This is a genomic window from Marinobacter sp. (assembly GCF_044799475.1).
GTDB lineage: Bacteria > Pseudomonadota > Gammaproteobacteria > Pseudomonadales > Oleiphilaceae > Marinobacter.
The window spans coordinates 2,143,993-2,168,131 of the sequence record NZ_CP085217.1 but is presented as its reverse complement, the minus strand read 5'-3'; the positions used below and the strand labels follow the sequence as shown (position 1 = coordinate 2,168,131).

General features: G+C 58.1%; 18 protein-coding genes, 1 tRNA gene and 1 pseudogene. 4 read left to right on the top strand and 16 right to left on the bottom strand.

From position 1 onward, the window contains the following. Window positions 1-109 precede the first annotated feature (109 nt). The 7 genes from LG327_RS10160 to LG327_RS10130 all read right to left on the bottom strand — a co-directional run bounded on the left by LG327_RS10160 (window position 110) and on the right by LG327_RS10130 (window position 8,397). Complete coding sequence (locus LG327_RS10160) at window positions 110-1,498, bottom strand: DUF1329 domain-containing protein (protein WP_404361698.1); 1,389 nt, start codon at window positions 1,496-1,498, stop codon at window positions 110-112. A gap of 226 nt (window positions 1,499-1,724) precedes the next feature. Continuing rightward, window positions 1,725-4,367, bottom strand: coding sequence for an aminopeptidase N (pepN, locus tag LG327_RS10155; protein WP_404361697.1), 2,643 nt, complete (start codon window positions 4,365-4,367; stop codon window positions 1,725-1,727). 45 nt (window positions 4,368-4,412) lie between these two features. After that, window positions 4,413-5,219, bottom strand: coding sequence for a DUF2797 domain-containing protein (locus LG327_RS10150; protein ID WP_404369344.1), 807 nt, complete (start codon window positions 5,217-5,219; stop codon window positions 4,413-4,415). A gap of 48 nt (window positions 5,220-5,267) precedes the next feature. Beyond that, on the bottom strand, window positions 5,268-5,501 hold the full coding sequence (locus LG327_RS10145; RefSeq protein WP_404361696.1) for a YeaC family protein: 234 nt from the start codon (window positions 5,499-5,501) through the stop codon (window positions 5,268-5,270). Between the two features lie 130 nt (window positions 5,502-5,631). Further along, window positions 5,632-6,477: a rhomboid family intramembrane serine protease gene (locus LG327_RS10140; protein ID WP_404369341.1), complete on the bottom strand. Its 846-nt coding sequence runs from the start codon at window positions 6,475-6,477 to the stop codon at window positions 5,632-5,634. Window positions 6,478-6,499: 22 nt separating this feature from the next. Further along, the gene (locus tag LG327_RS10135) at window positions 6,500-7,510 is read right to left on the bottom strand and encodes a metallophosphoesterase (RefSeq protein ID WP_404361695.1); all 1,011 of its coding nucleotides are present in this window, start codon (window positions 7,508-7,510) and stop codon (window positions 6,500-6,502) included. Window positions 7,511-7,512: 2 nt separating this feature from the next. Continuing rightward, the gene (locus tag LG327_RS10130; RefSeq protein ID WP_404361694.1) at window positions 7,513-8,397 is read right to left on the bottom strand and encodes an NAD(+) kinase; all 885 of its coding nucleotides are present in this window, start codon (window positions 8,395-8,397) and stop codon (window positions 7,513-7,515) included. Between the two features lie 143 nt (window positions 8,398-8,540). Here LG327_RS10130 and LG327_RS10125 point away from each other — a divergent pair, with 143 nt between their 5' ends. Next, window positions 8,541-9,470, top strand: coding sequence for a DUF1853 family protein (locus LG327_RS10125; protein ID WP_404361693.1), 930 nt, complete (start codon window positions 8,541-8,543; stop codon window positions 9,468-9,470). Here LG327_RS10125 and LG327_RS10120 read toward each other — a convergent pair. Together LG327_RS10120 and LG327_RS10115 are read right to left on the bottom strand one after the other, a co-directional pair. Next, the gene (locus tag LG327_RS10120) at window positions 9,454-10,713 is read right to left on the bottom strand and encodes a DNA repair protein (RefSeq protein WP_404361692.1); all 1,260 of its coding nucleotides are present in this window, start codon (window positions 10,711-10,713) and stop codon (window positions 9,454-9,456) included. The genes LG327_RS10125 and LG327_RS10120 overlap by 17 nt on opposite strands. Window positions 10,714-10,968: 255 nt before the next feature. Then, window positions 10,969-13,041, bottom strand: a complete 2,073-nt coding sequence (locus LG327_RS10115; protein WP_404361691.1) for an FAD-dependent oxidoreductase — start codon at window positions 13,039-13,041, stop codon at window positions 10,969-10,971. 166 nt (window positions 13,042-13,207) lie between these two features. Here LG327_RS10115 and LG327_RS10110 point away from each other — a divergent pair, with 166 nt between their 5' ends. Then, window positions 13,208-14,275 (top strand): AraC family transcriptional regulator, encoded by a 1,068-nt coding sequence (locus tag LG327_RS10110; RefSeq protein WP_404361690.1) that lies wholly within the window; start codon window positions 13,208-13,210, stop codon window positions 14,273-14,275. Window positions 14,276-14,376: 101 nt separating this feature from the next. Here LG327_RS10110 and LG327_RS10105 read toward each other — a convergent pair. Further along, window positions 14,377-14,453: transfer RNA gene (locus LG327_RS10105), tRNA-Asp, on the bottom strand. A gap of 132 nt (window positions 14,454-14,585) precedes the next feature. Continuing rightward, window positions 14,586-15,749, bottom strand: a complete 1,164-nt coding sequence (locus LG327_RS10100) for an AraC family transcriptional regulator (protein ID WP_404361689.1) — start codon at window positions 15,747-15,749, stop codon at window positions 14,586-14,588. A 161-nt stretch (window positions 15,750-15,910) separates the two neighbouring features. On the opposite strand from LG327_RS10100, the gene LG327_RS10095 reads away from it, so the two are divergent. Continuing rightward, window positions 15,911-16,804, top strand: a complete 894-nt coding sequence (locus LG327_RS10095; RefSeq protein ID WP_404361688.1) for a MaoC family dehydratase — start codon at window positions 15,911-15,913, stop codon at window positions 16,802-16,804. A 7-nt stretch (window positions 16,805-16,811) separates the two neighbouring features. On the opposite strand, the gene LG327_RS10090 is transcribed toward LG327_RS10095, so the two are convergent. From LG327_RS10090 to LG327_RS10075, 4 genes are all read right to left on the bottom strand, one after another. Further along, complete coding sequence (locus LG327_RS10090) at window positions 16,812-18,371, bottom strand: response regulator (RefSeq protein WP_404361687.1); 1,560 nt, start codon at window positions 18,369-18,371, stop codon at window positions 16,812-16,814. 44 nt (window positions 18,372-18,415) lie between these two features. Then, on the bottom strand, window positions 18,416-19,042 hold the full coding sequence (fixJ, locus tag LG327_RS10085) for a response regulator FixJ (protein WP_404361686.1): 627 nt from the start codon (window positions 19,040-19,042) through the stop codon (window positions 18,416-18,418). A 67-nt stretch (window positions 19,043-19,109) separates the two neighbouring features. Next, window positions 19,110-19,952 carry a M23 family metallopeptidase gene (locus LG327_RS10080; RefSeq protein WP_404361685.1) on the bottom strand — a complete coding sequence of 281 codons (843 nt, stop codon included), beginning with the start codon at window positions 19,950-19,952 and terminating at the stop codon, window positions 19,110-19,112. A 38-nt stretch (window positions 19,953-19,990) separates the two neighbouring features. Next, window positions 19,991-22,408 carry a Lon protease family protein gene (locus LG327_RS10075; RefSeq protein ID WP_404361684.1) on the bottom strand — a complete coding sequence of 806 codons (2,418 nt, stop codon included), beginning with the start codon at window positions 22,406-22,408 and terminating at the stop codon, window positions 19,991-19,993. Window positions 22,409-22,765: 357 nt separating this feature from the next. Between LG327_RS10075 and LG327_RS10070 the strand changes: the two genes are divergently transcribed. Beyond that, the gene (locus tag LG327_RS10070) at window positions 22,766-23,143 is read left to right on the top strand and encodes a PilZ domain-containing protein (RefSeq protein WP_404361683.1); all 378 of its coding nucleotides are present in this window, start codon (window positions 22,766-22,768) and stop codon (window positions 23,141-23,143) included. Between the two features lie 62 nt (window positions 23,144-23,205). Here the strand turns inward: LG327_RS10070 and LG327_RS10065 are convergent. Beyond that, window positions 23,206-23,448: pseudogene (locus LG327_RS10065) on the bottom strand (flavodoxin family protein); the annotation flags it as partial. Window positions 23,449-24,139 lie beyond the last annotated feature (691 nt).

The following is a 24,139-nucleotide window of genomic DNA, read 5'->3' as shown; positions in this document are numbered from 1 at the left end:
GCCCGGGACCCTGGCCGACTCTATTCCCCTGACAATGCAAATGCCGGCGCCCTTCCGGACGCCAGCATCTGATCTGCGTTAACTGATTCTGTGGGTACTGTTTTTCAGATTACCGGACACTCCTGCGGCGCAGGGAGGCCGGTGAAAAATAACGCTTGTTGGGGACATCATCCGTGAACACCCGGGTCTGGGACTCTTCGTTGTCCAGACCAAGCACGTGGTAACGGCGGGCCTGGAGGTCATGGAAAACCTCGAGGACTGTCCACACGCCCGGGAGTTCGTAGTAGTTCTTGAGCATGCCCATGGTTACCCGCCAGAGCTCACCGCGGCCATCATACTGGTCAACCAGCGCTATGTTCCAGCTATCAGCATCAATATAGAACCTGCGCTTGCCATAAATGTGGCGGGCGTCGTCTTTCAGGGTCGCCTCAACAACATGCACCCTGTGCAGCTCGAAGCGGGTCAGGTCCGGGTTGAGGTGGGACACACCGAGGATTTTTGAATAAGGCAGCCCTTTCTCGCCAATCCTGTAGTTGTTGTAAGGGATATACATTTCCTTCATGCCTTCGTAGCGCCAGTTGTAGCGGTCAAGGGCACCGTTGAAAATATCCGTGTCATCGGCGGTACGAAGGTTGTCCGCAGCAGCAATCGGAGAATCATAACCCAGGTTGGGCGCACGCCGGACCCGGCGCTGGCCGGCATTATAGCCCCAGCCATTCCTGGGATTGATTATCTGGTTCAGGGTTTCATGGACCAGAATGGCGCCACCGGCCAGTCGCGGGGGTGACTGGGTAAATGACAGGTAGTAGAAGATGATGTTATCCAGGTCTTCTTCGCCACCTTCAGGATTGTAAAAGTTGAAGAAGGCTTCCTGCTGGGATGTAACCAGCGAGTAGTCCCCGCCCTGCTGAACCGCAACTTCGCTGGAGCGACGCGTAATGGAGATACCACGCCAGCGGGTCAGATGGTTCCACATGGCCTGCCAGCCCTTCTGCTCGTTGTTGCCGTGCAGAATCGGGAAGGGATAACCGCCAAATGCGCCATCAATACCTGCTCCGGCCCCGACGATTTCCGCGTTTACCGCGTTTTTCCTGGTATTCTGTTCAACAAACTCTGGCACCGCATGGGTGCGTCGGGACTGATAGACCGGCACTTCGAAGCTTGCAGGGTAGGCGTTCAGCATGGCCATCACGCCGTCAGACAGATGATCGCTGTACTGGTCCGCATTGCGGGCGTTGATCGTGAACAGGACCTGGTCATTGGGGAATGGGTTGATATGGTGCTGACCGGAACCTTTGTAACCTGCGGGCGGCTCAGTCAGGCCGCCATCCCATGCCGGGATGGTGCCAGAGTCATTTCCGGCTTTTACGGAACCGAAGGGAGTCAGATCATTTCCCAGCCGTGAGGCTTCACTACCTGAAACAGCGGCAGAGGCTGACGTGCTTACAACCGAGAAGGCAAGCAGACTGCCCAGAAGCCAGTTTTTGTTATATCTCATGTGTTCGAGCCCTACGTGCGTCTGAAAGCCTTTAAGGCTTTAAATTGTTGTCATTTTAAGATTTTATAAGATTAGCTGATAAGCAGACATTGTCTATCGACCGAAAGTGCGATTTTGTATCAGTCTGATACGGCCTGTACGGCGCCGCCTTCCGGCCCTTACCGTCAGAACTTCAAAGCGCTGGTACAGATACCCTGCAGCAGCGCCAATGTCGAGACCTTCCTGCTTAACCTGCCAGACTTTTGTGAACCACCTCATGCACATCCCGGGAAAGGTCCTTTTTGTCCCTTATGGTTTCCAGGGCCGCCTTCATGCTCCCACGGTAGGCAGGCGCGAATTTGCGCCAGCGGGTCAGCGGCGACACCAGGCGGGCAGCAATCTGCGGATTGCTGTCATCCAGACGGCAGATCTGCTCGGCAAGGAACCTGTAACCCGAACCGTCTTCGGCATGAAACCGGACCAGGTTCTGGCCGGCAAAGGCTCCAATTACCGCCCTGACCTTGTTGGGATTTTTCCACTGAAATGCCTCGTGCTCAAGCAGGGACCGGATTTTTGGCAGCTCCCCGGCTTTCGGGCTTGAGGCCTGAATCGAGAACCACTGCTCCACTACCTGCGGATCCTCATGCCACTGCTGATAAAACTCCCCAAGTACCTGCTCGCGGTCCTGTTCGAATCCGGAGTTGACCAGTGCCCGTAAGGCACCGGACTGCTCGGTCATATTGTCCGCTTCAGCGAACTGTTTGCGGGCCAGCAGCCGCCCTTCTTCATCATTGGCCTGAAGCAGCCACGCGAGGGCGGTGTTGCACAGGGCGCGATTGCCGATAGCGTCGGGAGTGAGCTCATAGGGCCCGCTCTGCTGATTGCGGTTATAACAGGCGACCAGGTCATCACGGAGGGTCAGCGCAAGCTCCCCGAGAACCCGCTCACGTGCCCGGCTGATGGCCTGGACATCCGCCTCCCCGCTTAGCTCAATCAGGTAGGCCTCACTGGGCAGGTGCAGCATTTTCGCCACCAGGGCCTGATCCTGTTCCGGATCGGACACCAGAATGCGGTAGGCGGTCAGCAGCCGAGGGTCCACCGGCGTCTCGGCGGGCGCATCGACCAGCGAGGTTATGACATCGATGGCGAGCCGCTGACAGGCATCCCAGCGGTTGAAGCCGTCGGGATCATGGTTCATCAGGAACAGAAGCTGCTCCCGGCTCCAGGGATAATCGACTTTCACCGGTGCCGAAAACCCCCGCAGCAGAGAGGGGACCGGCTGCTCCGTGACTCCCTGAAACTCGAAGGTGTGGCTTTCACCGGTCAGTTCCAGCACCCGTTCAGTGACATTGCTGTCATCACCGGAAAGCCTCAGCGGAATGGACCGGCCATCGCTGCCCAGCAAACCGACGCCAAAGGGAATGTGCTGGGGTTTTTTGTTCGTCTGCCCGGGAGTGTCCGGCACCGATTGACGGATGGTCAGGCGATAGACCTGGTCTCCGGCGTCGTATTCGTCCCTGATGGTGAGTTGGGGAGTCCCCGCCTGCTCATACCAGCGGCGGAACTGGCCAAGATCCCGGCCGCTGGCATCTTCCATTGCCCGGACAAAATCGTCAGTGGTTACTGCCTGGCCGTCGTGGCGGTCAAAGTAGAGGTCGCTTCCCTTGCGAAACAGATCCGGTCCCAGCAGGGTCCGTATCATCCGCACCACTTCCGAACCCTTCTCATAGATAGTGAGCGTGTAGAAGTTGGATATTTCCATGTAGGAATCCGGGCGTACCGGGTGAGCCATGGGTCCGGAATCCTCGGCGAACTGCGCAGTACGCATGAGGGTCGCATCCTCGATGCGTTTGACCGTGGCCGAGCCCACATCGGCGGAATACTGAGAGTCCCGGAACACGGTAAAACCTTCCTTGAGGCTGAGCTGGAACCAGTCCCTGCAGGTCACCCGGTTGCCAGACCAGTTGTGGAAATACTCGTGGGCGACAATGGACTCAATGCGTTCGAACGCGGCATCGGTAGCGGTGTCGGAGCTGGCAAGAACGCAGGAGGAGTTGAAAATGTTGAGCCCCTTATTCTCCATCGCTCCCATGTTGAAGTCATCCACAGCCACGATCATGAAAATATCCAGATCGTATTCCCGCCCATACATCTCTTCGTCCCAGCGCATGGCACGCTTCAGGGATGCCATGGCGTGGTCGCACTTGTTGCTGTTGCGGGGTTCCACGTACATCCGGAGGTCAATATCCCGGCCCGACATGGTGGTGAAGCTGTCCTTCTTTTCCACCAGGTCACCGGCAACCAGTGCAAACAGGTAGCTGGGCTTGGGAAAGGGGTCTTCCCAGGTAACGAAATGCCGGCCGCCCTCAATCTCTCCCCTGTCAACGTCGTTGCCGTTGGAAAGCAGCACCGGGTACGCGGCCCTGTCCGCCTCAACCCGTGTCCGGAAGCGGGCCATTACGTCGGGGCGGTCCGGGAAATAGGTGATACACCGGAAGCCTTCAGCCTCACACTGGGTGCAGAACATGCCGGATGACTTGTACAGGCCTTCAAGACGGGTATTTTTCTGGGGCTCCAGCCAGGTCACCAGGGTCAGTTGAAACTGCTCGGGCACATCGGCGATGACCAGCCTGTCACCCTGGTCCTCGAACTCGCTGCCTGTCAGTTGCCTGCCGTCGAGATCCACCCGCTCCAGAAAGGTCAGCCGGTCACCGTCCAGCTCCAGGGCGGCCTGACTGTCTGTGGACTCGGGGTTACGGCGCATGGTGAGCGTGCTGTGAACCCGGCTTCCCTCTTCGAAGAGCTCAAACCGGAGGTCCACGTGATCCACCAGAAATGCGGGTGGACGGTATTCACTCAGGTAGATTGTCCGTGGCTGGCTGGTGCGCATGAAGTGTCTCCAAAAAGGGTTGCTGAAAAATATACCGGGGCAGGGTCAATCCGCCGGCCCGTGAACCTGCAGGCGAACGTGATAAGCGGTATATTTTCGAATGTTGATGACGCCGGTATCAAACATCAGGTACTGGCCTTTAATGCCCTGCAGTACTCCTTGCACCGACGGTGTCTTGTCAAGATTATGAGTCCGGATTTTCTCCGGCCAGACCTCCACCGGATATCCCAGTGCGAGGCCTTCGTCCTGCGCCTCAGTGATGGCGGACTCGCCATGTTCGGCGCGCAGTTCCGCCAGCTCCGGGGCGATCAGATCGAGCAGGCGGCGGCGTTCCCGGACAAGATCCAGCGGCGCGATATCGCCCTTGAGCATGGTACGCCAGTTGGTTCTGTCCGCCACATGCTGCTTGCAGGCCACTTCCACGAGGCCGGCGAGCTGGCGCGTAGCCACGTTCAGCAGGGGGATGGCTTCCACAGCACCCTGGTCTATCCAGCGGGTAGGCACCTGGGTGCCCCGGGTGATACCCACCTTGAGGCCGGAAGAATTGGCCAGGTAGACAACGTGATCCACCATGCAGTGGGTTTCACCCCATTCGGGTTCCCGGCAGGTCCCCAGATGGTAATGGCATTTTTCCGGACTCATGATGCAGGTATCGCAGGCAGCAAGGCGCCTGAAGCACGGGTAGCAGTAGCCCTGGCTGAAACTCTTGCTGGTGGTCCGGTCACAGTGAATGCACCGGATCACGCCGTCAAAGTCGATCTGTACGACACGGCCGATCAGTTCATTGAGCGGCACCCGGGTGTCACCAATTTTCAGGGTGTAGGATACCGGCGTTCCGGCCACCGCCGGCATTTTTGACAGACGACCGGAAACATCTAGCACTGCAGTCAAGGGAAAACCTCAGTTCAGAATACGGATGGGGGTGGTGTCGGATGTGCGCGGCTGTATGTAACCCACTCTCTGTTCTTTCGGCACGTTGTGGCGATTTTCATAAAAAAGCACGGCTTCCATGCAGATGGCCCGCTGCTCAGGGGAAAGCTTGCGGCCATCCGGCCACTTTCCGAGTTCTATGCCGCGTTTGAGGCTGCTATAGACCGCCGGATCGAGGCGTTCAATTAATTCTTCGTAAGTCATGCAGATTTCCTCCAAAAGAGGTTGACCCATATTAATGATAACGATTATCATTACCAAACCAGATGACAAAGGTCGTTTGCCATTTGGTCTCTCTCATCAGGAGCTTAACCGCTCTTTTAACGCCCCGCCCTCAAGCGGGGCTTTTTTTTGGCGGTGGCACAATCGCCGCCATCAGCAGTCCGGCCAGAAATCCGCCCAGATGGGCCTCATTGGCCATTGGCCCGATCCCCAGCCAGACCGGAAGCGGGGTGAAACCAATCACCATCCAGCCTACCGCAAAAAGAATCAGGGCCGGGGGAAACTGGAACCTGGCCTGGCGCTGCTGACTGAGCCAGCAATAGCCCAGCAGACCATAGACCACGCCGGACAGACCACCAAAAAGCGGACCGGATACCGCAAACTGCAGGCCATTGGAGACCAGGCTGGTAACCAGAAATAGCGCCACCAGCCGGGGCTTTCCATCAAGACACTCCACCTGGCTGCCAAGAAACCAGAGCATCACCGAATTGAAAATGAGGTGGGGCCAGCTGAAATGCAAAAATGCCGGAGTCAACACACGCCACAGTTCACCATCAGCCAGAGTGCTGGAGAATGCTGCCAGTCGCTCGGCAAGGCTGTTCCAGGCATACTGCTGGGGATCAACCAGCATCAGCAGGGTTGTGAGCTGACTCTGGCCAAGACTGGTCGCCCAGGCCACCACCGCTGCAATGATAATGCTGGCAAGGACAATGGGCGCCTGCCCGGCTGACGGTTGCCACCGCCCGCCACCCTGAGCGCCTGACCGATTCACCTTGCTCACGGCATCTCTCACTTCAGGCTTTTCGAGGTACTGGTCAAGGGCATGCAACACCGGCTCTGTGTGCTTGGGGTCCTCCAGCCAGAGAACTTTCTGGCCATCTTCCTCGGAAATACGGTGCCTGACCCCCTGCTGGTTCAGCCACACACTGAAACCGGAGAGGTCGAGGTCGGTATCCATCTGTTTCACACGATACAATGCATCACCTCGTCACGATGTCTTCAGCGTACTGGTCATCATCCCGCTCCTGCCGATCCACGTCGACATAAACGAATTTGTCCCGGGACAATATTTTTTCGCCGTCCATCCGGTAGGCCACCAGCTTGCCGTATTTCACCGCGCTGAAATCGATGCAGGCGACGTTGGGCTTGAGGGGCGCCGGTTCCCCCTCCATCCAGTAATGCCCGACAAATACCGGCTTTTCGCCAGGCGGGTAGCTGAGCAGCTGCTTCCGCTCCGAGGCGCTCAGACGCCGCTGGGCGATGGCTTCCGGCAGGGGGTCAGGCTGAAACACTACATCGGCATAGGTCTCGGGGTCGTCAGCCCAGAATCTGGTGCGGAAAAACTGCCTCGTATAGCCATCGCTGCCGGTAATCGACAGGCCCTCCGGTAGTCGAAGATCAGTCCCCCGCAGCAGATTATCCATCACCTGTCCGGCAAACGAATCAATGACAGAGGAGGCATGCAGGAAGTCCTCATCGATACAGTTGCCGCCCTGTATCTGCTTGAATTTTTCAATCAGCTCCCTGTCCCAGCAGGCATGAACGGCCCGGAAGTCCTTCTCTTCGATGAACAGGGGGATGGTGTAAAACCACTCCAGGAATTCATTCCATTCGTGAGGGTGGTGGGCAAACTGATCCAGGGTTTCCCGTATCAGCCGGTCATGGCGGGAATTATGCTCTCGCAGCCATTTACGGCCGCTACCGGCGCGGGCCAGCGTGCAGTAACACAGCGCGTTGTATTCGTGATTGCCCATGACGATCTGGGCCGCACCATGCTCGACCATGTCGCGAACCAGATGCAGGGCCTCCCGGATACGGGGTCCCCGGTCGATGATGTCCCCGATGAACACAGCCTGGCGGCTGGGATGCTGGTAAACACCGTTTACTTTGCGGTATTCCATTTTCACCAGCAGGCGCTCAAGGGTGTGGGCGCAGCCGTGAATATCGCCAATAATATCAAAGCCCTGAGGGGTCTGTTTTCTGCCTGCCATTCTCAACTCGCTGCTATCTCGCTGGCCCAGCCCAGTTTACCCCGGCAAGTGGCGTAGAAATTGTGGTCAGTGGGGTGAATCAGCTTGATCTTGAAAGGTTTCTTGGTAATACGGATAACGTCTCCGGGCGCGCAGGAAATGTCCAACTGGCCATCACAGCTGACCTGGGGATAGGTTTCATTGGTTTCTCCGATGACCAGTTTGATCTCACTTTTTCCATCCACCACGATGGGCCGGCTGCTCAGGGTATGGGGGAACATGGGCACCAGCACAATGGCATCCAGCTTCGGGTGCATGATGGGGCCGCCGGCCGATAAAGAGTAAGCCGTGGAGCCGGTTGGTGTGGCCACAATCAGACCATCAGACCGCTGGCTGTAAACAAAGTGCCCGTCAATATACAGATCAAAGCCAATCATGCGGGTGGACCTTCCCGGGTGAAGGACCACATCGTTGAGGGCAGTTCCAAAACCCAGTGGCTGCCCCTTGCGTTCGACATGGGCATCCAGCAGGAAACGGTTCTCCACGATGTATTCGCCCTGCAGGACCCTGCCCAGACGCTCTTCAAGGTCTGCCGGTGATATGTCCGTCAGAAAACCGAGACGACCACGATTGACCCCAAGCAGGGGGATCTTTGATTTTGCCAGCTCCCGGGCTGCACCCAGCAGGCTCCCATCACCCCCTACCACGATCACCAGATCACAGATTTCACCCAGCAGTTTCTTGCTCGCCACCTGAAGGCCGTGCCCGGGAAGCATTGTTGCCGTGTCGGATTCCAGAATGACGTGGTAATTCTCATTGACCAGGTAATTGCGCAGCTGTCTCAGGGACTCAACCACCTTGACACTGCCCATCCTGCCAATGACGCCAATATTCCTGAATTGATCCATGGAAATTCCTGTAAATTGAGACCTGATGAAAAGCAGCCATCGGGTCTCCGGCAAATTGATTGGCCCATCTTACCGAATTACGGACGGATTCTGAAAAAGATCCCGGAACAATACACGACATACACAGGACATCGCCCGGTCTCATGCCCATAAACTACTCCCGGACCAGATTCTGGCAGACGCCCGAGGTCAGGCACCTGGCCTGGCTCTGCGAGGCTCCCTCGCTGGTGCAGGCGCCCAATGTATTTCACCTTTCAGGTGAGCTGCCAGGCAATCTCCCGGAAAAACTGCTTGAACTGGACCGCAACCCGGCGCCGCTGCTGCACCTGTTCGGAAAAACGTCTCCGGTACGCCTGGGCCAGTACTTTGAGACGCTCTATGGGTTTCTTCTCACCCACATCCTGGGCTGGGAAGTGCTTCTGCGCAACGCCCCGATACGGGATAAAGCCAGGCGCACCCTCGGCGAACTGGACTTTATCGTACGAAACCCCGCTACCGGCCGGCTCCAGCATCATGAGGTTGCGGTGAAATTCTATCTGGGGGTTGGCGGAGATGCAGAAACGCTCTGGTATGGCCCCAATGCCCACGACCGGCTGGACCTGAAAACCCGACGAATACTCGACCACCAGGCCACCATGACGGATCGGCCGGAAACCAGGCGCCTGCTCGCGGAGTTCGGGTTCGCTGGGGAGATCGACGCTTTTATTCTGATGCCTGGATATCTGTTCTATCCCGACACCCCGGCACCCTCACCGGACATTCCCTGCTGGGTCAATCCAGACCATCAAAAAGGCCGCTGGATCCGCTGGCGGGAGCTTTGCCAGGTGGACACCAGTAGCTGGACCCACCTGCAAAAGCCCCACTGGCTCGGGCCTTATCAGTCCGCAGGGCCGCCCGATACGCAAGCAACCTGCAGCGCGCTGGAGGAGGTCCGCGGGTCGGGAACTCCCCGGCTATTTGCCCGGATGGCCCCGTGGAAAGATGGTGCAGGGTTCGGGGAGATCCAGCGATATTTCGTGGTTCCGGATAGCTGGCCGGGATGGAGCGAGGCTCCCGTCAGGCGGTTTCCCTGACGTCTGACTGATGCTTTTCACAGCGGTCATGCCTGCCGGGACTGAATTCGGCGGGCTGGCTTATCCGTATCAAAGGCTCGGCACAGAGGCTGCCGCCATCCTGCCTGTGATGACACACAGGGTTTTCATAATGCTCAAGCCACTCCCGGTAGGCGCTCTCGCTTACACCGCATTTCTCCGCTGCATAAGCCACAGGGTTGTCAAAATACCGCTCAGTATCACGGTGGGGCAGCGTAATATGACCAACGCCAGCGTGGTAGGCCACAAGAAAAACATTCTCAGTACGCAGCTGATGCATGAGTGAATCCTCAACGGGTTCGCGCCTCTGCAGCTCCCTGTTTTCCTCTTCCAGCTCCTGTATCTGGCCGTTACGCATCTCCAGTTCACGCTGTTTACGCTCCAGTTGCTCGCGCAGAAGAACAAGCTCGGCGTCACTGGTGTGGGCGCCCTGCTCACGGGAATCCGCCTCTTCGCTCAGCTTTTCCTGGATTGAGAGATACTGCTCGTTACGGTCCGAGAGGCGCTTTTTAAGCTGTTCGTTGAGAACCCTCTGGCGCTCGTATTTCTGCTCCAGTTCCGCGAATTCATTGCGCACTGCCTGCATTTCCATCCGGTGTTCCCGCTGAAGCTCAGACAGGGCATCCCGCTGGACACTCTGCAGGGTCTTGATGCGCAGACGCTGCTCCCGGATTGTCTGGGCAAGCCGGCCACGCTGTACCGCCGCTTCCGGATCGTCCGAGGCAGAAACCGATCTGCTCAGTACGGGGATGTCCTCTTCAGGCTCCGGAGTGGCTTTTCTGGGGAATCTCAGGGTGTTCGCTTCAACCGCTTTCCTGATGGCCTGAAAGTGGTTGCTACCCGGTGTCATGTCCGGATCCCACAACTGGTCGGCCAGGGCCGGAACCGGACACTGGCTGCGGCACACGAGGCGGATGGGACCACCGCCCAGATCCGGGCCTTTGGCGCCATCCTGTGCGAGTTTTTCAATGGGCAGATCCCAGTGGCTGTCCGCCCGGCCTTCCTCATCAAAATAGATCCGGAAGAACACCAGCGACTGGATGCGCAGATCACTACTCATCACCACATAGACAGCGCGCACCTCAGAATCGGCAAGGTCCGAGAGACCAACATAACCGTCCAGAAAGGCGCCAAATTCGGTGGCACGCATCTGGCGGGACACCTCGGCGCCCCCCATGAACAGGACTGCAGAAAAGCCCTCGTTCGCCTGACCGGAAAATCCCATTAAAAGCCCCCGTGATCATTACATACCGGACACACGCTCTCCTGGCGAAAAGGTTCCGGTTTTGGACATCTGATTGCATTGTACCCGGGCCGGGGTAAAGAGGTAGGAACAACAGGTTAAAAGTTTTGATTTCGTGACCTTGGCACCGGAAATGCCACGGGAAGTGACACCGAAAATGCCCTGTCATGCCGGCGGCACAACAGGGTATAACTGGTCGTACTTGAGTCAGCGGCGTCGGAAAAACACCGCCATAGCTCAGATTTCCGCAGCCAGGCGGCTTCCCTGGTCGATGGCCCGCTTGGCATCCAGCTCTGCTGCAACATCGGAGCCGCCCACCAGGTGAACATTCATGCCGCTCTGCTCAAGGTCCTCCTGCAGTTCCCTCAGGGGCTCCTGCCCGGCGCAGATGATAATGTTGTCCACCGGCAGAACCTGGTCGACGCCCTCCGCTGAGCCCTTTGGGGTGACAGTGATATGGAGGCCTTCGTCATCAATCTTCCGGTAGGTCACCCCTGGCACCATCTGAACCTGGCGGTGCTTCAGGGAGGTGCGATGAATCCACCCCGTGGTTTTGCCGAGATCCTTGCCCACTTTGGAGGCCTTGCGCTGAAGCAGGTACACCTCACGGGCCGGCTCCGGCAGCTCGGGCTCCACCCCCTTGATGCCACCACGATGCTCAACGCTCAGGTCCACACCCCACTCCCGCATGAAGTGGTCCACATCCAGTGCGGCCGAGGTTCCCTTGTGCACGATAAACTCCGACACATCAAAACCGATACCCCCCGCGCCGATGACCGCAACCCGCCTGCCAACCGGCTTGCGCTCCAGAAGGGCGTCCAGGTAGCCCATGACACTGGGATGGTCGATGCCCTCGATGCCGGGGGTGCGGGGCGCTACGCCTGTGGCGAGGATGACTTCGTCGAACCCGCCCGCTTTCAGGTCCTCGGCGCTGACACGGCTATTGAGCCGGACATCGACTCCGTGCTTGTCCAGCATCACACGGAAGTAACGCAGGGTTTCAAAGAACTCTTCCTTGCCCGGAATACGCTTGGCCACGTTGAACTGGCCACCGATCTCCCCTGAGTCATCAAACAGGGTAACCCTGTGACCACGCTCTGCCGCCACTGACGCGAATGCGAGCCCGGCAGGGCCTGCGCCGACTACCGCAATGTTTTTGGGCGCTTCGGTGGCGGTGTAGTTAAGTTCGGTCTCATGACAGGCACGCGGATTGACCAGGCAGGATGTCAGCTTGCCGCTGAATGTATGGTCCAGGCAGGCCTGATTACAGCCGATGCAGGTGTTAATCTCGTCGGCCCGGTCGGCCGCCGCCTTGTTGACCAGGTCAGCATCCGCCAGAAACGGACGGGCCATGGAGACCATGTCAGCGTCGCCCTCGGCGAGTATCTTCTCTGCCACATCGGGCATGTTGATCCGGTTGGTTGTCACCAGGGGAATACTCACCTCGGACTTCAGCCGGGCGGTCACTTTGGTAAAGGCGCCCCGGGGAACCGAGGTGGCGATGGTGGGCACCCGGGCTTCATGCCAGCCGATACCTGTGTTGATGATGGTGGCTCCGGCTTTTTCGATGGCCTTGGCCAGTTGAACCACTTCTTCCCAGGTGCTGCCGTCCTCAATGAGATCCAGCATCGACAGACGGTAAATGATGATGAATTTCTCGCCCACACGCTCGCGCACCCGGCGCACGATCTCCAGCGGCAGACGGATCCGGTTCTCGTAACTTCCTCCCCACTGATCCGTGCGGTGGTTGGTGTGGGCCACAATGAACTGATTGATGAAGTAGCCTTCGGAACCCATGATCTCGACGCCATCGTAGCTGGCGCGCTGGGCAAGGGCCGCACACTCTACGTAGTCCTGGATCTGCTTTTCAATTCCGGCCTCGTCCAGCGCCTTCGGAGTCAGCGGGTTGATTGGCGCACGGATCACCGAAGGCGCGACCAGATCGGGATGATAGGCATAACGACCGGCGTGGAGGATCTGCATACAGATTTTCCCATCCGCATCATGAACGGCCTTTGTGATCCCCTTGTGCCTGTCGGACTCTTCTTCGGTATTCATCTTGGCGGCGTGCTGAAAGACGGCACCCTCGGGATTGGGAGCAATGCCGCCGGTGACAATAAGGCCGGCCCCGCCCCGGGCCCGCTCGGCGTAGAATGCCGCCAGACGGTCGAAACCGTTTTTGGCCTCTTCCAGACCCGTGTGCATGGAGCCCATCAGGGTGCGATTGCGCAGTCGGGTAAATCCAAGGTCCAGCGGCTCGAGCAGGTGCGGGTATCTGGCTACACCGGGTGCAGTGGCTGTGTCGGTCATTATTGTCTTCCTCATCAGTACATCATGAACTCATCGGGGAGCGCCGCTCCGGATCTTCCGTCGACGGATCCGGTTATACGGGATGGCGTTAAATTAGCCTTCAACCTTGCACAGAACAATATCCTGAAATAACATTTTAATATCCTGAAGCAACTTGTCGGACAATATGCGCGAAGATTTTGACCAGCGAAAACGTAATACCCTGGGGGATATCAGCGTCCTCTACGTCGCCGTTATCGCCCGGGCCATCGAGGCGCAGGGAGTCGACCCTGTACCGCTACTGGCGCAGTTTGGCCTGGATGAGCGGCTGCTGGCGGCCCCGGATGCCCGCATCAGCATTCCCCGGTTCATGCGACTGGGTCAGGCCGCCATCGAACTTACGGGCAACTCTGCCCTGGGACTGGTCATGGGAGAACTGACCCGCCCGATAGATGCCGGCCGTGCAGGCCTCGCCGCCGAGGCTGCCCCGGACTGCGGATCGGCTCTGGGGACCCTCATCGAATTCGATCTGCTTACCAGCCAGAACAGCCGCGGCCAGCCCACCATCAACCTGACTGCCGGCCAGGCTGACTTCTATTCGATACGCCCCTACAATATTTTCAATTACTTTGTGGTGGATTCGGTGCTGGCGGCCTGGACCCGGTTTCTGCGGACCGTGAGCGGGAAGAACAGAGTTCTGGCGAGAGTAACTGTGGAATACCCATCCAGGGGGCTGGATACGGCTTTTGAAGACTGGTTTGGATGCCCGGTAACCTTTGGCGGCGACAATAACCGGTTACATCTTCTGCCGGACATCCCCACCCGACCCTCCGTTTTCAGCCAGCCAGCCATGTACCGACTGCTCCGCGAGGACTGTAGCCGTGCCCTGAAACGCCTGAGGTCCGGATGGGGTATTCAGGACCGGGTGAAAGAAAAACTGGCCTCGCTGCTGGAAGGCGAACCCCCGAGTCTGGAACAGGTGGCGGTGGAACTGGGCATGGCACCCTGGACACTGCAACGCAGGCTGGCGACGGAAAACACCGGGTTCAGGGAGCTGGTGGATGTCACACGGAAGGATCTCGCCCTGGACTATGTGCGGGAGACGCGGCTGACATTTTCAGAAATTGCCTGGCTGCTGGGCTTTTCCGGCCCGGCCGCCTTTCACAAGGCCTACCGTCGATGGTCGGGAATGAGCCCGGGAGAGCACAGGAGCCGCTTCAGCGAGGAACAGCAGACAAAGGGCCTCTACCAATGATTTTACAAAGCGAAAACATAACGTATGAATATTGCGAACAGATGACCGGACTGGTCAGGGGTGAGCAAAACAGGGAGGAAAACTGCGAGAAAGAGAAAAAATGGCGGAGCGGACGGGACTCGAACCCGCGACCCCCGGCGTGACAGGCCGGTATTCTAACCAACTGAACTACCGCTCCGCGCTGTGTTATCGACCAGGCTACTGCAGACTGCTTGGTGACAACGAGGGCGAATTATAAAGAGCCGCGGCTGTATGTCAACGATTTTTCAAAAGATTCGCGAAAGACCCGCCGCAGCGCAGGCCGGCCCCGCTACATCGCGCCTACCGTGACGTCCCGACCCTGGGCAGTCTTGCGGTATTCAATGGGCGTCATACCCGACCAGCGCTTGAAAGCCCGGTAAAAGGTACTGGGCTCGGAGAAGCCCGTCAGATACACAATCTCGTCGATGGACTCATCAGTGGTCGCCAGCAACTGCCGGGCCAGGCGATAGCGGAAATCCGCGAGCACCTGATTGAAGCTGGTCTCAGCTTCGGTCAAACGGGTTCTCAGGGTTCGCGGCTTGATCCCCAGTCGCTGCGCTACCCCGTCCAGGGTCACCTCGCCGCTGTCCAGCAGTTCCGCCACAATGCGCTCCACTTGGCCGACGATATCCTTTCGTTCCAGCCTGGCTATCTGCTCGCTGGCAAAACGCTCGTGCAGGGCCAGCAGTTCAGGCTCGGCATGGGGAGAGGGATGGGACAACAGGCTCGCAGGGAAATAAAGACGGTTTTCCGGTGCGCCGAAGATGACATCGCAGTCCAGCACCTCCCGCACATGTTCCACCCCATGGTCCCGCTGGTGCTCAAACTCAATCCGGGAGCAGTGGAACTGGCCATCGGTAATGGACTTGAAGAAAGTTGAGAGCCCCTGGACGAAGCATTCATTGAAATGCCTCAGACGCCGTACTTCGTCTGAGGCGGTATCCAGCACCATGCAGGCCTGGTCGCCTTCGATCAGGAATTCGGTGTTGGCAGCATCGCTGAGCAGGCGCTGATAATTCAGAGCGCGGCGCAGGCCCTCACCAAAGGTTGGGCTGCTGAGAAACAGGTATTCCAGCACCTGTCCCTTGTACACCGGAGCCACCTGCCCCAGGTGCAGGCCAATATCCCGGTCACCGGAGACATCCTCCACGGCCTGCCAGAAATAAAGCTGGGCACTGTGAGGTGTGCGCAGATGTTCCGTATAAACGTAGTCCTCGTTCACACCCAGGCGGGCGAAAATGGCGGCGGTATCTATACCTCTGGTTTTCATGGCCTGATAAATCAGACGCAACATTACGCCTGCGTCGCGAAGTTCCTGCATATCGCCCCACTTTATAGTTATTGGTTGGGAAACCCCCGACCCTGTGTTGGCCTCCCCGACACGCCCGGCGGCACTCAGGTCAATGCCGCCACTGACCGCCTTTGCCACACTGCTGCTGATTGCGCCAGCCATGTTATCCCAGACCAGACCTGGAACGCACACCCGTACCACATTTCCGGAAGAAGGTATCCGACGCATAGGCGCTGGGCCATTTCCAGGCTCATGCCTTTGGCCCATGATGACTTATATACTAATGGGATTCGGGATCTTCTCAACACAGGAGTTGTAAAAGCATGCAACGCAGCACGTTATACCAGCGGAAGGCTCCTGCCCTTCTGCCTCTTTATGCCCGGGTTCTGCTCCCCAAATCTTCCAGCACGAAAGGTGATGACCATTCCATCCCCGGGCTTTCTGCAGAACTCACAGGGGCTCAAACGGAAATTGCCGATCTCGACCGTTACCGCCAGCTCTGCGGTTTTCCCAATAGAACCGCCATTCCCCTCACCTGGCCCCATATCCTGGCCTTCCCCCTGCACCTGAAACTGCTGACCAGCGCGGAATTTCCCCTGCCCCTGCTGGGCCTGGTGCATCTTCGCAACCGTATCACCCAGCACAGACCCATAGGGCGGGGAGAACTGCTGGATCTTACGGTCAGCCTGGGTAATGACGTGAACACGGAGAAGGGCCTGGAGTTTGATCTGATCACCAGCGCCCACTCGGCAGGCAAAAAAGTCTGGGAGGAGGCCAGCACCACTCTTTTCAGACGTGCCCAGGGCAGCAGTCAGAAAAAATCCGGACCCAGGCCCACCCTGGAGTCATTTCCCAACAGCCTTGAGCTCCATGCCCCGGAGTCGATCGGGCGCAAGTATGGCCGCATTTCCGGAGATCTTAACCCGATCCACATGCACGCCGTGTCAGCCAAAGCCTTCGGATTCCCCCGGGCCATTGCCCACGGCATGTGGAGCAAAGCCTGCTGCCTGGCACTGCTGAGCGAACAGCCGGAATGGCGGGACGGACCGGTCACGGTGGACTGTCAGTTCAAGAGGCCCCTGCTGCTTCCCGGGAGCGCTACCCTGAACTGGCAGCAGCAGAAGGATCGCTGGGATTTTCAGCTACTGGACAGCAAAGGCACTGCGCCCCACCTGACGGGCGCGGTCACCTGGGACCAGGAACCTGGTGTATCTTGACAAAAGTTCAGGAGGCGGAGGCGACGGGGAGTGTAAAAAAGAACCTGGCGCCGCCTTCCTCTGGCCGCTCAAAACCTATGTCTCCTCCCTGGGCCTGGATCAGGGAGCGGCAGAGGGCAAGGCCGATCCCCATGCCCTCCTCCTTCGTGGTGTAGAAGGGCAGGAAAAGCCGCTCCTCGGCATCATCAGGCAGCCCCTCCCCCTCATCCGTCACACTGACCAGCACACAGCCGGCATCCCGCAATTCGGCATTCACTCTGACCGGCGCGTCACGGCCAGCACTGCGGGTGGATTCCAGAGCATTCCGTATCAGATTGAGGGCCACCTGCTGCACCTGCACCGGGTCCGCCAGCACGGATGGCACATTGTCATCCACATGGATCCTGATGTCGCCTTCGTTGCTGCGGACATCCACTTCGGCAAACTGGCGGGTTTCCTCCAGCAGGGACTTCAGGGAAAGCACCTCCTTGCCGGCGGCGGGCTTTTTGACAAAGCGGCGAATTCTGCGGATCACTTCACTGGCACGATGGGACTGGGCTTCGATCTTGGTCAGGGTCTGCCTGATCAGCTCCCGGTCCAGCGGCTCCTCCGTCAGCATTCTCAGGGCAACCCGGGCGTAGTTGGTAATGGCGGTCAAGGGCTGGTTGACCTCATGGGCAAAGCCTGCCGCCATCTCCCCCATGGTGGACATGCGTGATGCATGGGCAAGCTGGTCCCTCTGCTCCTGCACCAGCTCACGGGCATTGTTCAGGGCCTGCTCATTGGCCAGTTCCGAAGTGATATCCCGGAACACCACCACTGCCCCCCTGAGGTCATCATTTTCCAGCTTGGGTGTGGCGCGATATTCCGCGGGAAAGCTCGAACCATCCTGCCGCAGCATCGCGACGTCACGCTGATGCTCGGCTATGCCCTGGCTGCAGGTTGCTTCGACAGGCAGCATGGGTGACATGTCATCCTGCGTCGAGGGTCCGGAGACGTCGAAATGCAGCCGGAAAAAATTTCTGCCTATAAGGTCGTCGATCGGGCAACGGGTAATCAGGGCGGCTTCGGGGTTGGCAAAGACAATCGTGCCCGAGGAATCAAGGCCGTAGATGCCTTCACTTATGGCATTGAGGATCCGGCTCTGGTCGTTTTCAAGCTGGCGATTACGGGCCTGGAGCTGGCGCTCGAGCCGGACCACCCGGGCATGAGTACGGACCCGGGCAATTACCTCCTGGGCCTGGAAGGGCTTTGCAATATAGTCGGCGCCGCCCAGACTGAAGCCTTTTACCTTGGAATCCACATCGTCGAGGGCAGACAGGAAGACAATCGCGCTGTCCGCAGTCGCCGGGTCCGCCTTCAGACGGCTGCACACCTCATAGCCGTCAATGTCCGGCATCATGATGTCCAGCAGAATAACCTCAGGCAGGTGCCGCTGGGCAAGAGTCATGGCCTTCTCGCCATCGTTCGCGATCAGCAGCCTGTAACCCCGGTCTTTCAGGGTTTCATAGAGGACTTTGAGGTTCTGGGCATTATCATCAACCAGAAGCACGGTCGCATCTGGTGCCGTGGTGACAGTTTCAGTCATAAGGTCTTGGCCAGTTCAGGGAATGCCTCATCCTGACGTGCTATTCAGCGGGCGTCGATACGGTCCTTTACGGACAACACCATACGGACCAGGTGAGCCAGAGAGTGAGTTCCCATCTTGTGCATCACCCTTGAGCGGTGAATTTCAACGGTACGCTGACTGATTTCCAGCTCAATGGCGATGACCTTGTTGGCCTGACCGGCGATCATCCGGTCCATGATCTCCGCCTCTCTGGGGGTAAGAGTCTTGATGCGCCGGAGAATCTCCTGTTTCTCGCCCAGGGTCTTGCGCTGCTCCCTGTCCTGCTCCAGGGCGGCTTCGATCTTCTCCAGCAGATCCTCTTCGCGATAGGGCTTCTGGATGAAATCAACTGCGCCTTCCTTCATCGCATCCACCGCCATGGGGACATCACCGTGGCCGGTCACGAAAATGATGGGCAGAATGGAGTGACGCTCGTTCAGCTTTTTCTGCAGCTCCATGCCATCCATGCCGGGCATGCGGATATCCAGCACAATACAGCCCGCCATCTTTTCGGAATAGTCGCTGAGAAAGGCGTTGGCCGTGGGGTAAGTGCGAACCGACTTTTTGGCGGACCTGAGCAGCAGCTCGAGGGAATCCCGGACCGCTTCGTCGTCTTCCACCACATACACGGTCTGCTGAATATCAGTCATCTCACTTTTCTCCATTCATTGGTATTGTTGTGCATCCCTGGCAGGGACAACAACCGGCCAGCTCCCATCAGCGGTCAACCAGTGGGGGCGTTCGGCCCGATTTCGGCGCAGGCGCCACGGTCATGGGGTCCAGCCGGACATCGAACCAGTTAATCCGCCAGTCCAGGTGCGGGCCGGTGGACCGCCCGGAGCTGCCAACGCGGGCAATACGCTGTCCCTTTTTTACGGCCTGCCCTGGCGTCACATCAAACCCTGAAAGGTGCAGAAAAGTGGAGCTGACACCGAACCCATGATCAATAATGAGCGTTCCGCCGGAATAGAACAAATCCGGCGCTGCCATGGTGACCACTCCATCAGCCGGGGCAAGAACCGGCGCTCCCGCCGGGGCGGCAATGTCAATGCCGTAATGGGGCGAACGGGGCTCGCCATTGTAGACCCTCTGGCTGCCGTAGACGCCGCTGATGCGGCCTTCCGCCGGCCAGACGAACTCTCCCAGAAAACCGGTCAGGTCCGAATCCCGGGAACGGGTCCGGCGCACCTCCTCAGCTTCCCGCCGTATTCGTTCAAGGCTTGCTTCCGACGGTGTCACCGTTCGTGACGGCACGCCCTCAATCCGCTGGATATCGTAGCTGCGCTCTGCCAGCACGAGTTCCCGGACTTTCGCGGTGCCATCCGGAAACTCCACCTTCAGCGTCTGCACCAGGTCTTCCGAACGGCCGAAGCCCAGCACGAACCGGCCAGCCTGCGTCAAGCGCAGGGGCTTGTCATTGAGAAACACCTGGCTCCCGGGCTCCACCTGACCCCGGACCAGACTACCCTGGACCAGGTCGCCCTCGAGCTCGATAGCCTGCACGCTGGATACGGCCAGCAGCATCATTGCCAGCCCCAGAATCTGACCTGTTTTCCCCATGATCACTCCTGACTCCATCCCGTATCCCGTTGCACCAATCAGTGGCGCGTTGAAGAGTCTTTGTCTTTCGTTTTGTCCTGATCCTGATGCTCTTCCCGCTCCTGCTCCCGCATCCTGTCGAGCCGCTTCTGAATCACACCGAAAACGCTCTGGGCAGGATAGCGGCCTTTCGCGTCTGCCTTGCCCGCCGGTCTGCCCAGCAGGAGCTCAATGGCCTCCTCAACCCGGCTGATGGCGTATATCGAGAAGGTGTCCCGGCGCACGGCTTCAAGCACCTGGTTTTCCAGCATGAGATTCTGCACATTACTGGCGGGCATAATCACGCCCTGGGTACCAGTGAAGCTGGTGAGGTGACAGGTCTGGAAGAAGCCCTCGATTTTCTCATTCGCGCCGCCGATGGGCTGGACGTCACCAAACTGGTTGACCGACCCGGTGATCGCAAGATCCTGTCGCACCGGAATGCCCGACAGCGCAGACACCATGGCGCAGAGTTCCGCCAGGGAGGCACTGTCTCCATCCACCTCCCCATAATTCTGCTCAAACGTCAGGCTGACAGACAGGTGCATGGGCTCTGTGGCGGCAAAGTGCGAAGCCAGCCAGGAGGTGAGGATCATCACACCCTTGGAATGGATGTTGCCGCCAAGCTTTACGTCCCGCTCTATGTCGATCACGTCGCCATCACCATAATAGCAGCTGGCCGTTATGCGGTTGGACAGGCCAAATTCGAATCCGCCCGTGGACAGAACAGAGAGCGCATTTACCTGGCCGGTGCGGGTTCCCGAGGTAGCAACCAGGGTGGTGCCTTCACGGATGGAGTCGTGGAACTGATCGCGAATCCGGCTGCTGCGATAGCGGGCACTGACCAGAGCCTGCTCCACGTGAGTGGCGCGGACCATGTTGGCGTTGGCCTGCCTGGCCCAGTAGTCCGCCTCCCGCATCAGGTTGGCTATGTCGGCGGCGTGGAGCGACAGTCTGTCCTGGTGCTCCGCCATCCTGGCACTGTGCTCGATGATTCTGGCGACGGCCTTCTGGTCGCAGTGAAGCAGCTTCTTTTCCCGAACGAGGCTGGCGATGAACTTGGCGTAAAGCAGCTGGCTTTCCGATGTCCGCATCATCTCGTTTTCGAAATCCGCTGTTACCCGGAACAGCTCTGCGAACTCAGGGTCATACTCCTGCAGCAGCATCCAGGTTTCCCGGTCGCCAAACAGCACGATCTTGACGTCCAGGGGAATGGCTTCCGGCTCCAGGGAAATGGTCCCGGACAGGGTGAGCTCGCGCTCCAGTGAATTCATCTGCAGCGAATGGGAGCGAAGGGCACGCTTGAGACCGTCCCACACGAATGGCTGTTCCAGGACCTTGTTGGCATCCATCAGCAGGTATCCGCCGTTGGCCTTGTGCAGACTGCCCGGGCGGATCAGGGAGAAATCGGTGAACACGGTGCCCTTGAAGGTCACGCTCTCCACGTAGCCAAACAGGTTGTGATGTGTCGGGTTGTCCTCCACCACCATGGGCACCTCGTTGTCCTTGCGGTGTACCAGAAGATTGATCTGATACCGGCGGGGCATTTTCCGGTCCAGGGAAGCATAGGCGATGGCAGCCTGCTCCTCGTTGTCTTCCAGAAAGATGTCCAGGTTATCCGCAAGGTCATGCCGGACCGCTTTGAGATAGTCGACCACCTCCGGCTCAGCCGAATATTTTTCGATTATTTCTTCAAACTGGGGGCCGGCAATGCCTTCCAGAGTTTCCACGTTGAGCGCCTGCTGCTTGTCAACGTACTCCTGCTCCCACTCCGCCAGCTTGCGCAGGGCCTGACGCAGCCTCTTCTCGAGCTTGTTGATGGTATCCTCGAATCTGGCCCGCTGTTCTTCGGTCAGCTTTTCGAAGGACTCGACCGTGTGTGGCTCGCTCCCCTGCATTGCGACCAGCCGGTAGCCCCCCGGCGTAGTCACCGTCAGGCTGACCTTCTTGCGCTTCGCCTGGGCGGCAACCTTCTCCAGTTCGTCTTCCTGTTTTTTGCCGTACTCGCTCTTGAGCTGCTCAGCACGCTCCAGAAAGCTGTCACTGTCGAAGGTCTGGGGAATCACCTTCATCAGGCGGGACATCAGCCGGTCCATGTCCTGCTTGAGCGCCTGCCCCTTGCCGGTGGGCAGGCGGAGAACCCGGGGCACCCGTGGCTCTTCAAAGTTCGCCACATAACACCAGTCATGGCTCTTGTGGTCGGTATCAGCATGATGTTCAAGGTACCTCAGCATCATGGTCCGCTTGCCCAGGCCGTTCCGGCCCACCGCGTAAACATTGTAACCACCATGGGGCATGGCGAGGGCAAACCGCACAGCTTCCTGGGCCCGGTTCTGGCCGACAATCTCAGCAAGGGGATCCAACTGACGGGTCGTTTTGAACGTAAACTCCTTGAGAACGCAGGCTTTGTATAGCTGGTGCAGGGGCAATGACTTCAAGATGCTGTCCTGTAACGAGGGTGACTGTGTTCAGCCAGATTGGGTTTTGGACGGACATTGTAGAACCTGACACTCCCTGTGTCGCCACCACGCCCGGGTTTTTACAGCTCAAGTTCTGTTCAGCTCCGCCGTTAACCAGAATGCCAGATAGCGTCGAGGCAGCCGCTGAAGCCGGATTGTGCTGAATCACTGGGCGGCCAGTGAGAACCGGATCACATTTCTGGCTGGATCATTTTTCAGACAACCGTTCCACAACTAGACTGTCAGGTCCTGATGTATTGGGCACCTTGCTCCTGTATCCCGGATACGGACGCTCGCGCAACCATCAAGAAAACACTATTTTCTGGATGCTGGTGTATGACGACTGATGACGAAGATCGCAGGATCAAGAACCGGTATGAAGCCCAGTGCCTTGAAGTACAGTTGCGGGAACGGAGTCTTCTGGGTCGGAAGAAACTGCCTACTGCAGTCACCTGCCTGGACATGAACCGCTACGGTATGGCCGTACTGTCACCAAAACCCCTTGAGCCAGGCACGCGGCTGTATATAGATTTCAGCGGCAAATACATCAGCGAATCCCGGGTTGCTGCCCGGGTGGTGGAAAACCGGTCCTTCCAGACAGGCTATCGGGTGGGCATCCAGTTCAGCTATCTGCATGAGAAGAAAGGCTACTCCCGAGCTGTGGATAATGCACTTTCCCGGATCGAGGGGTTTTATAACCGCTTTGCCAGCTGAGGCGCCGACCGCCTGGCACGTAGCCGCCCGCCCCCGATTCCCCTGGCCGGGACACCCGTTTCTCAGAACAGACCCGCATCCAGACTGGCCGCCATGGTCAGCCCCAGTTCCTCGCACCAGGCTTCAAACTCATCACGATATTCACCGCGACAGATCAGCGGGTCCTGAACCAGGCGCCAGCGCAGGCCAGTGGTGATGGATTCGATCGCGCGGTGAGTACCAGTTCCATCAAGACCGGCCCGGATGTAGAAAGCGAAAGGCAGACCCTGGGTTTTTTCCAGGCAGGGGTAGTAGGTCCGGTCAAAGCAGCTTTATACGAATATGAAATATGCGATTCACGTTGCTGAGTGAGTGAGTTAATCTGAGAAACAGTATCTTATAAAGCTTAATCGACAACAGTACACCAACAACAATTTTCTTAGGTTTGCTGTTTGGGCAATTCCCGCCAATCAGCAACATTTTTTGGATCTGTCGCCATCTCCGGATTGCCGCTTTCGAGGGGTTCCACTCCTCTCCCTCTGCTCGCCTTGTCAAAAGGGGTTCTACCCCGTTACTGCGGACACTTCTGAAAAGAGGCACACTATCCGGACATTGGGAACGCTAGGCCCAAGGTGAAATTGCCGGACGTGTACTTTTCTCGAAGCAATCTGTTCTTGACACCATATTTTGGCAGCTACGGCCAGGTTTTGGAGACCTACGCCGCCAGTTTTGGCCCGCGCCCCTGTTCCCACCTAAACATAAGCGAACATTCACGGCTGCTCGTTCGCCCACGCTTCTCTCATCAAAAACACTTCAATATTTATCAAATCGTCTAACTGAAAAGCTGGCTTTTTGGTCTGGCTATGTGCCGCGCAATTTGGTCCGGCTGCGTGTAAATCTGGTAATGCTCTATTTGAATACGGTGAGGATGAGATGGCTCAGGTGATTGAAGAGTTTTACCTCGCCCGTTGAGACGTATAGGTGTGACAGGGAAAGCCTCTAACTATTCTGTTACAA